This window comes from Lysobacter sp. K5869, from assembly GCF_018847975.1.
Lineage (GTDB): Bacteria > Pseudomonadota > Gammaproteobacteria > Xanthomonadales > Xanthomonadaceae > Lysobacter.
In genome coordinates this window covers 3,881,554-3,899,098 of sequence record NZ_CP072597.1, presented here as the reverse complement: position 1 = coordinate 3,899,098, position 17,545 = coordinate 3,881,554, and the positions used below count along the sequence as shown (strand labels likewise).

General features: G+C 70.2%; 4 protein-coding genes. 3 read left to right on the top strand and 1 reads right to left on the bottom strand.

Translation table 11 applies throughout. The features are described 5' to 3' along the window. Together J5226_RS16915 and J5226_RS16910 are read left to right on the top strand one after the other, a co-directional pair. On the top strand, nt 1-3,087 hold the full coding sequence (locus J5226_RS16915; RefSeq protein WP_215835603.1) for an efflux RND transporter permease subunit: 3,087 nt from the start codon (nt 1-3) through the stop codon (nt 3,085-3,087). A 265-nt stretch (nt 3,088-3,352) separates the two neighbouring features. Further along, nucleotides 3,353-3,733, top strand: a complete 381-nt coding sequence (locus J5226_RS16910) for a YciI family protein (protein ID WP_215835602.1) — start codon at nt 3,353-3,355, stop codon at nt 3,731-3,733. Nucleotides 3,734-3,858: 125 nt separating this feature from the next. On the opposite strand, the gene J5226_RS16905 is transcribed toward J5226_RS16910, so the two are convergent. Further along, entirely contained in the window at nt 3,859-4,224 is a 366-nt protein-coding gene (locus tag J5226_RS16905) for a helix-turn-helix transcriptional regulator (protein WP_215835601.1), read from the bottom strand. 520 nt (nt 4,225-4,744) lie between these two features. Between J5226_RS16905 and J5226_RS25570 the strand changes: the two genes are divergently transcribed. Further along, nucleotides 4,745-17,476, top strand: a complete 12,732-nt coding sequence (locus J5226_RS25570) for a FimV/HubP family polar landmark protein (RefSeq protein WP_215835600.1) — start codon at nt 4,745-4,747, stop codon at nt 17,474-17,476. The last annotated feature ends 69 nt before the right edge of the window (nt 17,477-17,545 follow it).

Here is a 17,545-nt window from a genome sequence, read left to right as displayed (position 1 = left end):
ATGAACATTTCGGCCTGGTCGATCCGGCGCCCGCTGCCCGCGATCCTCGCTTTCTTCTTGTTGGCCGTCGCGGGTTGCTTCGGCTTCTTCCGGCTGCCGGTTTCGGAGTTCCCGGACCTCAGCGTGCCCACGGTCACCGTCACCGTCAGCCTGCCCGGCGCATCGCCGAGCACGCTGGAAACCCAGGTCACGCGCAAGGTCGAGGACGCGCTGGCCAGCGTGCCGCACATCGACGAACTGCGCTCGACGGTGAACGAAGGCGTCTCGGTCACCCACGTGCGCTTCGAGCTCGATCGCAACGGCGCCGCCGCCAAGGACGACGTGCGCGATGCGGTCGACCGCGTCCGCATCGATCTGCCGCGGGAGATCGAAGCGCCGGTGGTGGCGCTGGAAAGCGTCGAAGGCGGCGATGTCGTCACCTTCGCCGTCGCCGCCGACGGCTGGAACGAGCAGGAGTTGAGCTGGTACATCGACGACACCGTGAGCAAGCGCTTGTTCGGCCTCAGCGGCGTCGGCGCGGTGCGGCGCATCGGCGGCGTCGAGCGCGAAGTGCGCGTGGAGCTCCGCCCGGACGGGCTGCAGGCGCTGGGCGTGAGCCCGGCGATGCTGTCGCAGCAGTTGGCGAACATCCAGCAGGAGCAGCCGGGCGGACGCACGACGGTCGGCGGCGGCGAGCAGTCGGTGCGCACGGTGGCCACCGTCGCCGACGCGTCGGATCTGGCCGACTACTCGATCTTCACCGCCGACGGACGCCAGGTCCGCTTGTCGAGCATCGCCGAGGTGCGCGACGGCAGCGCCGAGCCCACCCAGATCGCCACGCTCGACGGCAAGCGCGCGATCGGCTTCGCCGTCCAGCGCACGATCGGCGCCAGCGAAGTCGATGTCGGCAAGGCGGTGCGCGCGAAGATCGCCGAACTGGCGCGGACCGATCCGCGCCTGCATTTCACCGAGGTCGCCTCGACCACGCCCGAGATCGAGGCGTCCTACGAATCCTCAATGGCGATGCTGTGGGAAGGCGCGCTGCTGGCGACGCTGGTGGTGTGGTGGTTCCTGCGCGATTGGCGCGCCACCTTCATCGCCGCGATCGCGCTGCCGTTGTCCATCGTGCCCACCTTCGCCGCGATGCACTGGCTGGGCTTCAGCCTCAACGTGGTCAGCCTGCTGGCCCTGGCGGTGGTGGTCGGCATCCTGGTCGACGATGCGATCGTGGAAGTCGAGAACATCGACCGCCACCTGCGCATGGGCAAGCCGCCCAAGCTCGCCGCGCTGGAAGCCGCGGACGAGATCGGGCTGGCGGTGATCGCCACTTCCTGCACCCTGGCCGCGGTGTTCGTCCCGGTCGCCTTCATGCCTGGAATCGCCGGCAAATTCTTCAAGGAGTTCGGCTGGACCGCGGCGACCGCGGTGCTGTTCTCGCTGCTGGTCGCGCGCTGGGTCACGCCGATGATGGCCGCGGCCATGCTCAAGCCCACGCCCGCGCCGCACGGCGATTCGAAGGCGATGCGCTGGTACCTGCGCTGGGTCGACCGCGCGCTGCACCGCCGCGGCAAGACGCTGGCCCTGACCGCCGCCTTGTTCCTCGGGGCGATCGCGGCCTCGGCGTTCCTGCAGACCACCTTCATCCCGCCCAGCGACGGCGACCACAGCGTGGTCGTGCTCGAACTCGCTCCCGGCGCGCCGCTCAGCGCCACCCAGCGGACGGTGGAGCAGGCGCGCGCGCGCATCGCCGCGATTCCCGAACTGGAGCGGGTCTTCGCCACCGCCGGCGCCAGCGGCGGCGACAGCGAGAGCGGGGCCGGGGTCGGGGAAGTGCGCAGGGCGACGCTGACGCTGAAATGGCGCAGCGATCGCAAGCGCGACCAGCAGCGTCTGGAGGCGGAGGTGCGCGAGCGCCTGGAGACGCTGCCGGGCGTGCGCATCGGCTTCCAGGGCGGCGAACCGGGCCGCGCCTTGCAACTGGTGCTCGCCGGCGACGACCCGTTGAAGCTGGCCGCGGCGTCGCGCGAGATCGAGCATGCGATCCGGCAGCTCCCGGGGCTGGGCGCGGTCAGCTCCACCGCGGCGCTGGTGCGGCCGGAAATCACCGTGCGTCCCGACTCGGCGCGCGCGGCCGACCTGGGCGTGTCCACGGCCGACATCGCCGCCACGGCGCGGGTCGCGACCCGCGGCGATTACCAGCAGTTCCTGGCCAAACTCAATCTGCCCGAACGGCAGGTCCCGATCCGCATCCAGCTCGCCGGCGGCGCGCTGTCGGATCCTTCGCTGCTGGCGCAATTGCGCGTGCCGACCGCGTCGGGCGCAGCGGTGCCGCTGTCGTCGGTCGCCGACATCGTCAGCGGCAGCGGCCCCTCGCAGATCGACCGTTTCGGCCGCAAGCGCAACGTCACCATCAGCGTCGACCTCAACGGGCGCGCGCTCGGCGAGGTCGACGATCAGATCAAGGCGCTCAAGCCAGTGCGCAACCTGCCGCCGGGCGTGACCCTGCAGGCCGCCGGCAACGCCAAGGTCTTCGTCGAAATGATGCTCGGCTTCGTCATGGCCATGTTCACCGGCATCTTCTGCGTCTACGCGGTGCTGGCGCTGCTGTTCAATCACGCCGGCCAGCCGGCGACCATCCTGGTCGCGGTGCCGTTGGCGGCGACCGGCGCGATCGGCGCGCTGCTGCTGACCGGCACCGACATTTCCCTGCCGGTGCTGATCGGGCTGATCATGCTGATCGGCATCGCGGTGAAGAACTCGATCCTGCTCGTCGACTATGCCGTGATCGCGCAGCGCACGCTCGGAATGGACCGCCACCAGGCGTTGCTCGATGCCTGCCACAAGCGCGCCCGCCCGGTGCTGATGACGACCCTGGCGATGGGCGCGGGCATGCTGCCGATCGCGCTCGGACTGGCCGCCGATTCGAGCTTCCGCGCGCCGATGGCGATCGCGGTGATCGGCGGCTTGGTGTCCTCCACGGTGCTGAGCCTGGTCGTCGTGCCCGTCGCGTTCACCGTAATCGACGACGCGGAGCGCTGGCTGCTGCGGCGCTTGCGCCGGGGAGGGCGCCGCGAGGACAACCCGGCGCGCTCGCCGGTCGGAACCTGAGGGCGGCGTGCGAGCCGCCTCGCGGGCGCACCGGTGTCGTCGCGGTCGCGCAAGGCCGGGAACGGCGAGCGGTTCCGCTCGCCGCCGCGCGGCGGCGTGATGGCCGACATCGGCGGCGCCGGCGCCGATTGTTGCGTCCCAGGCTGCTTCCGATACGAAGGCCGACGCGGCAGGCGCTGTCGATTTCGACTCACCTGGTTCGTCATGAAGAAGAACACCGAGGCCTCGCCAAGGCCGCCGCCTTCCTCTGACCGGAGCCGACACCATGAAATATCTCTGCATTTGCCACTACGACCGCGCGAAGTTCGCCGCCTGCCGTCCCGAGGACTTCGAAGCGGTGGGCGCCGTTTGCGCGCCGCGGGACCAAGAACTCCAAGCCACCGGCCAAGTGGACCTCATCGGATCGTTCGTCGAGGAAACCGGCTACGCCACGCTGCGCGCTCACGACGACGGCGAATGGAGCGTCGAACGCGGTCCCTATGCCGGCGGTCCGGAGCCTTGGGGCGCGTTCTTCATCGTCGACGCCGACAGTCTGGATCAGGCGGTGAAGATCGCCTCGTTGCACCCGGGCGCGCATTTGGGCGCTTACTTCGGCGGCGGCATCGAGGTGCGGCCGTGCAACTTCTTTTGGACGCCCGGTGGTTGATGGGCGGGGAATAGGACTCGCGGCGTAAGGTTTTCAGCGCTTCGGGACGTTGCGAACGACCGCCGCGACGGCCCGTCCCAGAGCCCGACCTTCAGCAAAAAGACGCCGCGCGCCGCCGCGATGCTTCACGGATAATTTTTCGCGAGCTGGGCGATGATCCCGACCAGACTCTCCCGCAGCGGATGCGGGAGACGTCTGAGGTCCTGTAAGCACTGATACTCGGTTTCGTCCTGAGCGTAATCGAGGCTCTGGACCGCAGGCGTCCAGGTTTCTTCGTCGGCCTTGATCGGGCCGCGCCCCGTGCCCAGCCACTCCAGCGTCACGCCGGTGGCCAGCGCGATGTCGATCAAATGGTTCATCGAGGGCAGGTTGCCCCCCGTCTTTTCCCATTGCGCCACGGCGCTGCGCTGCACGCCGATCTTGGCCGCCAATTCCTGCTGCGACAGCTTGGCGCGCAAGCGGGCGCGGCGCATCCGGTCTTCCATACGCATGCAGTGGACTCCAGGCCGAGTGGTCCATGTCCGGTTTCGCTTACAGGTTATTGAGGTCGGACCGAAGACTGAACGACCGGGTTCGCATTTTAGTGAACAGGCTGAAATTACTGGTTTTTCCGCGTTCATCTTTCGCGGCGTGAGGGTTTTCCCTCATCGCAATAGACATGAATCTCTCGCAAACAGGTGTAGAAGGGCACACGAATTTCACTACTTAAAAACGCGTTTTTTACGCACTAAAAAAACCGAAATACGACCCGCGCCTTAGCGGATTTGAGACGTAAATCGCACATCACTCCAACGCCTTTTTTCGGCCGATCCGGTCGCGGACCGCTCGAAGTAGGGCATTGCACACCGTCGTCATCGACACGTCGCTGTAGGGAGAGCGGTCATGCGGAAGAACGCCACGAGTCGTTTCTGGGTCCAGCGCTTCAGCAAGAAATGGCGCGGTGAACAGCGCAAATCCACATGCCTTCACCCTCTGAGTCGAAACATCCGGATCGGGCTGCAGTTCCTGATCGTGTTGCAACTGGTCCAGCCCGCGATCGCGGCCGCCCAGGATGCGACCTGGACCGGCGCCGGCGGCGGCTCCTGGACCAGCACCGCGAGTTGGAGCTCGGGCTCGGTGCCGACCGGCACGGCGACCTTCAACACCTCGTTCGTTCCCGCGGTGTCGTTCGGCAACGGCACCAACAGTTCGATCGGGACGATCCGCTTCGGCGCGCTCGCGCCGCAGTACACCTTCAACCTCGGCACCGCGTCCGGGGCGACCTTGAACCTCACCGGCACCGGCATCGAGAACAACTCGCTGTTCCAGCCGGTGTTCAACGTCGGCGTCGCCGGAACCGGCGCGCTCAATTTCAACGGCGCCGGCACCAGCGCCGCCAACGCGCAGATCAATGTCGGCGCCAACGGCGATTTGGGTTTCGACGGCACGGCGACGGCGGGCACGGCGACGATCGCCGTCGCCACCGGCGGCAACGCCGCGTTCGCGGGTTCGAGCACGGCGGGCACCGCCAACCTCACGATCGCCGGGAATCTCGACTTCGGCGGCGCCAGCAGCGCCGGCGACGCGACGATAGGCGTCAACACCGGCGGCGCGCTGCGCTTCCTCGGCACCGGCACCGGCGGCACGGCGCGGTTGACGATCAACGCCGGCGGCAGTCTCGACATGACCGGCCTGACCGCCGGCTCGATCACCGCCGGATCGCTGTCGGGCGCGGGCTCGGTCAATCTCGGCGCCGGTCGCCTGTCGCTGGGGGCCACCGGGTTGAACTCGACCTTCGGCGGCGTCATCGGCGGCACCGGCGGACTGGACTGGAACGGCAGCGGCCTGTTGTCGCTGTCGGGCGCCAACACCTTCGGCGGCGGTTTGACGGTCAACGCGGGCAGCGTCTTCGGCGGCAACACCGCCGCGTTCGGCACCGGCGCGATCGGCTTGGGCGGCGGGACGTCGTTGACCTTGGGCGCCAACGGCAGCTTCGCCAACGCGATCAACCTCGCCGGCGGGCTCGGCGCGACGGTGTCGGCCGGCACCGGCATCAACGCCACGCTCGGCGGCAACGTCAACCTCGGCGCGGGATCGACGCTAGCGTTCGGGCGCGCGGGCGCGACCGGCGGCCTGCAACTCAACTGGGGCGCCGGCTCGACCATCGCGTCGGGGGCCAAGCTGTCGGCGGATTTCGGCACGCTGGGATTGGGCGCCGGCTTCAACGGCGGCTTGCTCAGCGGCGCCGAGCTCAACGTCGGCGGCACCGGCGCGTTCAACCTCAACGGCATCAACACGACTTTGGGACGCCTGACCGGCTCGGGCGCGCTCGCGCTCGGCAGCGGCTCGCTCTCGCTCGGCGCCACCGGCCTGGACTCGACTTTCAGCGGCGCCATCGGCGGCACCGGCGGCTTGAACTGGAACGGCACCGGCCTGCTGTCGCTGTCGGGCCTCAACACCTTCGGCGGCGGGCTGGCGGTCAACAGCGGCACCGTGTTCGCCGGCAACACCTCGGCCTTCGGCACCGGCGCGATCGGCCTGGGCGGCGGCAGCGCGCTGCGCTTGGGCGCCAACGGCGCGTTCGCCAACCCGATCAATCTCGCCGGCGGGCTCGGCGCCCGGATCTCGGCGGGCACCGGCTTCAACGCCACGCTCGGCGGCAACGTCACCCTGGGCGCGGGCGCCAACCTCGGCTTCGGCGAGAGCGGCGCGACCGGCGGCTTGCTGCTCAACTGGGGCGCGGGTTCCTCGATCGGTTCCGGCGCCGCGCTGTCGGCGGACTTCGGCACGCTCGGCTTGGGCGCGGGCTTCAACGGCGGTTTGCTGGCCAACGCCGCGTTGAACGTCGGCGGCGCGGGTGCGTTCAATCTCAACGGCATCAACACGACCTTGGGGCGCCTGACCGGTTCGGGCGCGCTGTCGCTCGGCAGCGGATTCCTTTCGCTGGGCGCCAGCGGACTGGATTCGGACTTCAGCGGCGCAATCGGCGGCACCGGCGGCTTGAACTGGAACGGCACCGGCGTGCTGGCGCTGTCGGGCGCGAGCAACTTCAGCGGCGGGCTCAATTTCGGCGGCGGCACGCTGCGGGTCGGCAACAACCTCGCGCTCGGCACCGGCGCGTTGGCGATCAACGGCGCGGCCACGCTCGAATCGAGCGCGGCGGTGACGCTGGCCAACGCCATCGCGCTCAACGCCGCCCTCACCTTGGGCGGGGCCAATAATCTGAGTCTGGCGGGCAATCTCAGCGGTACCGGCGGCCTGACCTTGAACGGCACGGGCGTGTTCGGGCTCAGCGGCAACAACGCGCTGTGGAGCGGCGGCTTCAATCTGCTCAGCGGCACTCTGCAATTGGGCAACGCGAACGCGCTCGGCACCGGACTGTTCAACGTCGCCGGCAATGCGACGCTGAGCCCGGGCTTCGCCGGCTTCAATCTGGCCAATGCCGTCAACCTGTCGCCGGGCGCGAATCTGGCGCTGGGCGGCGATTTCGACTGGACCTTGAGCGGCGTGGTCGCCGGCGACGGCCGCCTCAGCTACGCCGGCCCCAGTTTGCTGACCTTGAGCGGCGCCAACACCTACACCGGCGGGTTCGCGCTGAGCGGCGGCCGGGTGCGCGCCAATCATTTGTCCGCGTTCGGCTCCGGCGCGGTGGATCTGGGCGGCGGCGAGCTGATTCTCGGGCTCAACGGGACGTTCGCGAACGCGCTCAACCTCGGCGCGGGCGCGGGCGGCACGCTGTCGGTCGGCGGCGGACTCAACGCGGGGTGGGGCGGCGGCCTCAACCTCGGCGCGGGCGCCGCGCTCAACTTCGGCACCGCCGGCAACAACGGTCTGCTGACGCTGTCGGGCGGCGGCTCGCTCGGCGCCGGTTCGGGCGTCTCGGTCGACTTCGGCACGCTGCAGTTCGGCGACGCGCTCAGCGCCGGCCTGTTCGGCGGCGGCAGCTTCAATCTCGGCGCGGGCGGCGCGTTGAACCTCAACGGCTTCGACGCCTCGCTCGGCAATCTGAGCGGCAGCGGCAGCATCGCCCTGGGCGGCAATCAACTGTCGGTGGGCGGCCTGGGCTTGAACGGAAGCTTCGGCGGCACCCTCAGCGGCGCCGGCTCGCTGCTCAAGCTCGGCGCCGGCACCTTGAGCCTCAACGGCACCAACACCTTCAACGGCGGCGTGAATCTGTCGGCCGGCGGCCTGTTCGTCGGCGCCGCGGGCGCGCTCGGCACCGGCGCGCTCAACGTGACCGGAAACGCCGGGTTCGGCGCGAACGTCGGCGGACTCAACATCGCCAATGCGATCAATCTCGGCACCGGCACGCTGCTGGACATCGGCGGAACCAACAGCTTGGCGCTGTCGGGCGTGATCGGCGGCGGGGGCGGTTTGAACTTCGGCGGCACCGGGACGCTGAGCCTCAACGGCGCCAACACCTTCGGCGGCGGCTTCGGCTTGAGCGGCGGCGGCGGTTTGACTTTGGGCAACGCCGGCGCGTTGAGCACGGGCGCGTTGAACGTCTCGGGCCTGGGCGGCACGTTGAGCGCCGGCATCGCCGGTTTGAATCTCGGCAATGCGATCAACCTCGGCGCGGGTGCGTCGCTCGGCATCGGCGGCGCGAACGACTTGTCGCTGTCGGGTCTCATCGACGGCGCGGGCGGTTTGAACTTCGGCGGCACCGGGACGTTGAGCCTCAACGGCGCCAACACGTTCGGCGGCGGCTTCGGCTTGAGCGGCGGCGGCGGTTTGAATCTCGGCAACGCCGGCGCCTTGGGCACCGGCGCGTTGAACGTGTCGGGGCTCGGCGGCAACCTCAACGTCGGCCTCGCCGGTTTGAACCTCGGCAACGCGATCAATCTCGGCGCGGGTGCGAGCTTGGGTATCGGCGGCACGAACGATTTGTCGCTGTCCGGCCTCATCGGCGGCGCGGGCGGTTTGAACTTCGGCGGCACGGGGACGTTGAGCCTCAACGGCGCCAACACGTTCGGCGGCGGTTTCGGTTTGAGCGGCGGCGGTGGCTTGAATCTCGGCAACGCTGGCGCGTTGGGCACGGGCGCGTTGAACGTCTCGGGGCTCGGCGGCAGTTTGAGCGCCGGCATCGCGGGTCTGAATCTCGGCAACGCGATCAATCTCGGCGCAGGTGCGTCGCTCGGCCTCGGCGGCGCGAACGATCTTTCGCTGTCGGGCGTGATCGGCGGCGGGGGCGGTTTGAATTTCGGCGGTACCGGGACGCTTAGCCTCAACGGCGCCAACACCTTCGGCGGCGGTTTCGGCTTGAGCGGCGGCGGTGGCTTGAATCTCGGCAACGCCGGCGCCTTGGGCACGGGCGCGCTGAACGTCTCGGGCCTCGGCGGCAATCTCAGCGCCGGCCTCGCGGGCCTGAATCTCGGCAATGCGATCAACCTCGGCGCGGGTGCGAACTTGGGCATCGGCGGCGCGAACGATCTGTCGCTCTCGGGCGTGATCGGCGGCGGGGGCGGCTTGAACTTCGGCGGCACCGGGACGTTGAGCCTCAACGGCGCCAACACGTTCGGCGGCGGTTTCGGTTTGAGCGGTGGCGGCGGCTTGAATCTCGGCAATGCCGGTGCGTTGGGCACGGGCGCGTTGAACGTCTCGGGCCTCGGCGGCAATTTGAGCGCCGGTATCGCGGGTCTGAATCTCGGCAACGCGATCAATCTCGGCGCGGGTGCGTCGCTGGGCATCGGCGGCGCGAACGATCTGTCGCTGTCGGGTCTCATCGGCGGCGGGGGCGGCCTGAATTTCGGCGGCACCGGCACGCTGAGCCTCAACGGCGCCAACACCTTCGGCGGCGGTTTCGGCTTGAGCGGCGGCGGCGGTTTGAATCTCGGCAATGCCGGCGCCTTGGGCACCGGCGCGCTGAACGTCTCGGGCTTGGGCGGCAGTTTGAGCGCCGGTATCGCGGGTCTGAACCTCGGCAACGCGATCAACCTCGGCGCGGGCGCGAGCTTGGGCATCGGCGGCGCGAACGATCTGTCGTTGTCGGGTCTCATCGGCGGCGGGGGCGGCCTGAACTTCGGCGGCACCGGCACGCTAAGCCTCAACGGCGCCAACACCTTCGGCGGCGGTTTCGGCTTGAACGGCGGCGGCAATTTGAGTTTGGGCAACGCCGGCGCCCTGGGCACCGGCGCGTTGAACGTGTCGGGGCTGGGCGGCAACCTCAACGCCGGCATCGCGGGCCTGAACCTCGGCAACGCGATCAATCTCGGTGCCGGCGCGAGCTTGGGCATCGGCGGCGCAAACGATCTGTCACTGTCGGGCCTCATCGACGGTGCGGGCGGTTTGAACTTCGGCGGCACCGGCACCTTGAGCCTCAACGGCGCCAATACGTTCGGCGGCGGCCTCGGCTTGAACGGCGGCGGCAGCCTGAGCCTGGGCAACGCCGGTGCGTTGGGCACGGGCGCGTTGAACGTCTCGGGCCTCGGCGGCAATTTGAGCGCCGGCATCGCCGGCTTGAACCTCGGCAACGCGATCAACCTCGGCGCCGGCGCGAGCTTGGGCATCGGCGGCGCGAACGACTTGTCGCTGTCCGGCACCATCGGCGGAACGGGCGGCTTGAACTTCGGCGGCACCGGCACCTTGAGCCTCAACGGCGCCAACACCTTCGGCGGCGGTCTCGGTTTGAACGGCGGCGGCAGCCTGAGCCTGGGCAACGCCGGTGCGTTGGGCACGGGTGCGTTGAACGTCTCCGGCCTCGGCGGCAACCTCAGCGCCGGCATCGCCGGCCTGAACCTCGGCAACGCGATCAACCTCGGCGCCGGCGCGAGCTTGGGCATCGGCGGCGCGAACGACTTGTCGCTGTCCGGCACCATCGGCGGTACGGGCGGCTTGAACTTCGGCGGCACCGGCACCTTGAGCCTCAACGGCGCCAACACCTTCGGCGGCGGTCTCGGCTTGAACGGCGGCGGCAGCCTGAGCCTGGGCAACGCCGGTGCGTTGGGTACGGGTGCGTTGAACGTCTCGGGCCTCGGTGGCAACCTCAGCGCCGGCATCGCCGGCCTGAACCTCGGCAACGCGATCAACCTGGGCGCCGGCGCGACGCTGGGCATCGGCGGCACGAACGACTTGTCGCTGTCCGGCATCATCGACGGCGCGGGCGGGCTGAACTTCGCCGGCACCGGCACGCTGAACCTCAACGGCGCCAACACCTTCGGCGGCGGCACGACCATCCAGTCCGGCACCCTGGCGGTCAACGGTTCGCTGCTTTCGCCGACCGCCATCAACGCGGGCGCCACGCTTACCGGCAGCGGCAGCCTCGGCGCCGTGACCCTCGACGGCACGCTCAACGCCGGCGGCATCGGCAGCGCGGGCACGCTCACGTTGGGTTCGCTGTTCATGGGCAGCGGCGCAACGCTCAACTACGACCTCGGCACGGCCGGCGGCCTCAACGACCGCTTGACCGTCAACGGCAACCTGACCCTCGACGGCACCCTCAACGTCAACGACATCGGCGGATTCGGCCCGGGCGTTTATCAGCTGATCGGCTACACCGGCACCTTGGACGATCGCGGTCTGCTGCTCGGCAGTCTGCCCGGGCCGTTCACGCCGGGCAGCGTCCAGGTGCAGACGGGCGTCGCGAACCAGATCAACCTGGCCGTCAACGCCGGCGCGGTGGTGCAGTTCTGGGACGGCATCAACGTGTTGCCCAACGGCAGCGTCGACGGCGGCGCGGGCATTTGGAGCGCGACGCCCACGCCCAACTGGACCAACGTCAACGGCACCGTCAACAGCGGCTGGGTGAACGGCGCGTTCGCCGTCTTCCAAGGCGCGCCGGGCGTGGTCAACGTGATCGGGCCGGTGGGTTTCGGCGGCCTGCAGTTCGCGTCCGACGGCTACCAGATCGTGGGCTTCGGCGGCGTGCTCACCACCGACACCGCCGACACGATCGTCCGCGTGGATGCGGGAATGACCGGAACGATTTCGGCGCAGATCGCCGGCCTCGGCGGGTTGGTGAAGAACGACACCGGCACGCTGGTGCTGTCCGGCGCCAATACCTTCAGCGGCGGCGTCGATCTCAATGCCGGCAACCTGGTGCTGGGCAATGCGACGGCGCTGGGCACGGGCTCGCTGGACGTGCTCGGCAACGCCGGGCTCAGCGCCGGCATCGCGGGTTTGAACCTCGGCAATGCGATCAATCTCGGCGCCGGCGTGGCGCTGAACATCGGCGGCGCGAACGATCTGTCGCTGTCGGGTCTCATCGGCGGCGCGGGCGGCCTCGGCTTCAGCGGCACCGGCACGTTGAGCCTCAACGGCGCCAACACCTTCGGCGGCGGTTTCGGTTTGAGCGGCGGCGGCAATCTGAGCCTCGGTAATGCCGGCGCCTTGGGCACCGGCGCGTTGAACGTGTCGGGCTTGGGCGGCAATTTGTCGACCAGCGTCGCGGGCTTGAACCTCGGCAATGCGATCGACCTCGGTACAGGCGCGAGCTTGGGCATCGGCGGCGCGAACGATCTGTCGCTGTCGGGCCTCATCGGCGGCGCGGGCGGTTTGAACTTCGGCGGCACCGGCACGTTGAGCCTCACCGGCGCCAACACCTTCGGCGGCGGCCTCGGTTTGAGCGGCGGCGGCAATCTGAGTGTGGGCAATGCCGGTGCGTTGGGTACGGGTGCGTTGAACGTGTCGGGGTTGGGCGGCAACTTGTCGACCAGCGTCGCGGGCTTGAACCTCGGCAATGCGATCAACCTCGGCGCCGGCGCGTCGCTGGGCATCGGCGGCGCGAACGATTTGGCCTTGTCGGGTCTCATCGGCGGTGCGGGCGGCTTGAACTTCGGCGGTACCGGCACCTTGAGCCTGACCGGCGCCAACACCTTCGGCGGCAGCCTCGGTTTGAGCGGCGGCGGCAATCTGAGTTTGGGCAACGCCGGCGCGCTGGGTACCGGCGCATTGAACGTCTCGGGGTTGGGCGGCAACTTGTCGACCAGCGTCGCCGGCTTGAACCTCGGCAACGCGATCAACCTCGGCGCGGGTGCGTCGCTGGGCATCGGCGGCGCGAACGATTTGGCGTTGTCGGGTCTCATCGGCGGCGCGGGCGGGCTGAACTTCGGCGGCACCGGCACCTTGAGCCTCAACGGCGCCAATACCTTCGGCGGCGGCGTCGGCTTGAGCGGCGGCGGCAGCCTGAGCCTGGGCAATGCCGGCGCGTTGGGCGCGGGTGCGCTGAACGTCTCGGGCCTCGGCGGCAACTTGTCGACCAGCGTCGCCGGCCTGAACCTCGGCAACGCGATCAACCTCGGCGCGGGCGCGTCGCTGGGCATCGGCGGCGCGAACGATTTGGCGTTGTCGGGCCTCATCGGCGGCGCGGGCGGCTTGAACTTCGGCGGCACCGGCACGCTGAGCCTCAACGGCGCCAACACCTTCGGCGGCGGCTTGGGCTTGAGCGGCGGCGGCAACCTGAGTTTGGGCAACGCCGGCGCTTTGGGCACCGGCGCGTTGAACGTGTCGGGGTTGGGCGGCAACTTGTCGACCAGCGTCGCCGGTTTGAATCTCGGTAATGCGATCAACCTCGGCACCGGTGCATCTCTGGGCATCGGCGGCGCCAACGACCTGTCGCTGTCCGGCGTCGTCGGCGGCGCGGGCGGGCTGAACTTCAGCGGCACCGGCACCTTGGGCCTCACCGGCGCCAACACCTTCGGCGGCGGCGTCGGCCTGAGCGGCGGCGGCAGCCTGAGCGTCGGCAACGCCGGCGCTTTGGGCACCGGCGCGTTGAACGTGTCGGGCCTCGGCGGCGATCTGTCGACCAGCGTTGCCGGCTTGAACCTCGGCAATGCGATCAACCTCGGCACCGGCGCGACGCTGGGCCTGGGCGGCGCGAACGATCTGTCGCTGTCGGGCGCCATCGGCGGCGCGGGCGGCCTGAACTTCGACGGCACCGGCACGCTGGGCCTCACCGGCGCCAACACCTTCGGCGGCGGCGTCGGCTTGAGCGGCGGCGGCAACCTGAGTGTGGGCAACGCCGGCGCTTTGGGCACGGGCGCGTTGAACGTGTCGGGCCTCGGCGGCGCTCTGTCGACCACCGTCGCCGGCCTGAACCTCGGCAACGCGATCAACCTCGGCGCCGGTACGAGCTTGGGCATCGGCGGCGCGAACGACCTGTCGCTGTCCGGCGTCATCGGCGGCGCGGGCGGTTTGAACTTCGGCGGCACCGGCACCTTGAGCCTCAACGGCGCCAACACCTTCGCCGGCGGCGTCGATCTCAACGCCGGCACCTTGAACCTCGGCAACGCCGCGGCGCTGGGCACCGGTTCGCTGGACGTCGGCGGCAACGCGACCTTGCAGACCGCGGCGCCGCTGAGCCTCGGCAATGCGATCAACCTGGGGACGGGCGCGCAGCTCGGCTTCGGCGGCACCAGCGATCTGAGCCTGACCGGGCCCATCGCCGGCGCCGGCGGGCTGAGCTTCGCCGGCCCGGCCGGCCTGACCCTCGGCGGCGCCAACAGCTTCGGCGGCGGCGTCGATTTGCTCGGCGGCACCCTGACCCTGGGCAGCGACACCGCGCTGGGCACCGGCGCGTTGACGGTCGACGGCGCGGCCACGCTGGCGTCGTCCGCCAACGTGGCGGTGGCCAACAACGTCGCGGTCAATGCCGGTCTCAGCTTCGGCGGCAGCAACGACCTCGGCCTCAACGGCCAGCTCAGCGGCACCGGCGGTTTGACCGTCGGCGGCACCGGCGCGCTGAGCCTGGGCGGCGACAACAGCGGCTACAGCGGCGGCGTGCAACTGCTCGCGGGATCGACCGTCGTCGCCAACCACGACGCCGCGTTGGGCACCGGCTTGGTCACGGTGTCGGGCGACGCCAACCTGGGCTCGCTGAGCGGCGCCACGCTCGGCAATGCCTTCGCGTTGAACGGCGATCTCTCGGTCGCCAACGCCGCGCCGTTGGCGCTGACCGGCGATATCGGCGGCAGCGGCGGCCTGAGCCTGGACGGTCCGGCCGCGGTCACGCTGAGCGGCAACAACAGCTTCACCGGCGGATTCGATCTGCTCGGCGGCACCTTGAACGTCGGCAGCAACACCGCGCTGGGCACCGGCGCGCTGCAGGTCGGCGGCCCCGCCGCGCTGCAAGCCAGCGTCGCGAATTTGACTATCGCCAACGCGGTCGATGTGGCGCCCTCGGCGGCGCTGACCCTCGGCGGCGCCAACCCGTTCGCGCTGAGCGGCGCGGTGAGCGGGGCGGGCCAACTGGTCAAGGACGGCGCGTCCGCGGTCGCCCTGACCGGCGAGATGTCCGGCTTCACCGGCGGTTTCGACGTCCGCGGCGGAACCTTGAACGTGACCGACGGCGTGACCGCGGGCATCAGCAGCGCGGCCGGCACAACCGCGAACTTCGGCGCTTCCGACGATGTGTTGACCTTGTCCGCGCCGGGCGCGCTCGCCGGTACGGTCAATCTCGGCGCCGGCAACGACGTGTTCAACAGCTCGCTGGCCGGACTGGGCAGCGTGACCGGCCTGGTCGACGGGCAGGGCGGCGTCGACCGGCTGGCGCTGAGCGGAAGCGGGCAGGGCGTCCTGCGCAGCGCCGCGTTCGCCGGCTTCGAAAACCTGAGCCTGGTCGGCCCGGGCACGCTGGTGGTGCCGACCGCAAGCACCGCCAACTTCCTCGCCACCTCCATCGGCGACGCCAGCGCGGGCAGCGGCACGCTCGTGGTCGACGGAACCCTCACGGGCGACACCACGGTCGCGGCAGGCGGCAGTCTGGTCGGCGACGGCAGCATCGGCGGCGCTCTGGCGCTGGCCGGCAAGCTGGCGCCGAGCGGTCTTCCGGGCGCGACCGGCGCCGCGGCCGGCACCGGCGCGGCCGGCGCGAGCTTGAACGTCGGCAGTTTCGCCAGCGCGCCGGGCTCCAGCCTGATCCTGCGCCAGACCGGCGCCGGCGTCAGCGACAGCGTGATCGTCGCCGGCGCCGCCGCGCTCAACGGCGGCACCGTGGTGGCGTTGCCGCAGGCAGGGTCCTACGCCGACATCACCGACTACCGCATCGTCGATGCGCAAAGCCTGAGCGGAACCGGCTTCTCCTCGGTCACCCAGACCGCGCTGCCGTTCCTGTCCGCCAGCCTGTTCGCGCAAGGCGGCGATGTATTCCTGCGCTTGGAGGAAGCCAACCGCTTCAACGAGTTCCCGGGACTGCCGGGCAACCAGCAATCGGTCGCCAACGCGCTGCAGGCCTTGGCCGACAGCGGCAATCCGGCGGTCGAACAACTGGTGGCCGCCGCGCGCGGCGTCACCGCGGCGCAGGCGGTGCCGATGTTCGACACGCTGACCGGCGAAACCTACGGCTCGCTGCTCAGCGCCTCGCGTTACGGCGCCGAACGCCTGCAGCGCAGCGTCGGCCAGCAACTCGACGTGGGCCGCACCGAGCGGGCCGGCGCCGGCTTCACCGCCTGGGCCACCACCTTCGGCGGCGACGCCGCGTTCCAAGGCAACGGCACGCTGGCCGACATCGACAACGACCTGTGGGGCCTGACCGTCGGCGCGGACGCGCCGTTCGCAGAAGGCTTGCGCGCCGGCGCACATCTCGGCATGGCCAAGTCGAACTTCGACGTGCCGCGCCGCGGCGACCGCGTGGACGGCGACCAGTGGTACCTCGGCGTCCACCTCAGCTACGCCCCGCGGCCCGACGGCGGCCCGTGGGTGCAAGGCGCGGCCGGTTACGCCAAGAGCAGCTTCGACGTCACCCGCCCGGTCCATGTCGGCGTGTTCGACCGCACCGCCCGGGCCGACGCCGATGCCGACGGTTGGTACGCGATGGCCGAAGCGGGCTGGCGTTTCGAAACGGCGAGCGCGAGCATCGAGCCGCTGGTCGGCGTCTACCACAGCCGCCTGAGCCTGGACGATGTGACCGAGACCGGCGCCGGCGACGCGAACCTGCGCGTGGAAGGCAAGGACTACGACACCACCACGGTCGGCGCGGGCGTGCGCTTCATCGGCAAGGCGGGGCGCCTGCGTCCCACCTTCGACATCCGCTACCTGCACGATCTGAACGACAACGCGCCGCGCACGCAGAACCACTTCGCCGCCGCGCAGGTGCCCGGGTTCGCGATCGCCGGCTTCTCGCCGGACCGCAACCGGGTCAACGCGGGCGCGGGTCTGACGTACGCGTTCACGCCCGCCGCCACCGGCTTCGTGGAGTACCGCGCCGACTTGAGCGGCGACGATCAGGCCCACTCGGTCCAAGCCGGCTTGCGCTTCAGCTTCGGCGGAACCACGCAGATGGTGGCGTCGGCCGCGCCGTGGGCGCCGGCTCAAGCCGATCCCGCGACGGCGGCGACGCCGGCCGCGACTGCGGCGTCTTCCGGCGGCGGCTCCTCGGCCAAGCTGCCGGTAGCGGCTGCCGCCGCCGCGGTCGCCGCGGCGCCGGTGGCCGCGGCCGTCGCCGAACCCAGCGCTCCGGCTTCGTCCGGCGGCGGCAGCTGCAAGGCGCCGTCGCACGGACAGAGCACGCTCGAGGGCTGCTCGCGCTATTCCACGGTCCCGGGCGATTCGGTGAGCGGCATCGCCAACCGCATGACCTCCGGCGCCGTGGAGCAACGCATGGTCGCGCTGTATCGCGGCAACACGGCCGCCTTCAACGGGCAGAACATGAACCGGTTGAAGGCCAACGCCGAACTCGGCATTCCGTGCGCCGACGCGGTGCAGCGCATTCCGGTGTCCGAGGCCCGGCAAATCGTGGGCCAGCACGCCCGCAGCCACGTCGGGCGGTTCGGGCCGTTCAAGCCCGCCGCGGCCGCCGCGACGCCGGAACCGCTGGCGCAATGCGGAGGTTGAGCCGTCCGGCCGAAAACAGCGGCCGGCCGCGCCGATCCCGGGCGAGGGCTTGCCGATCACCGAAGATCC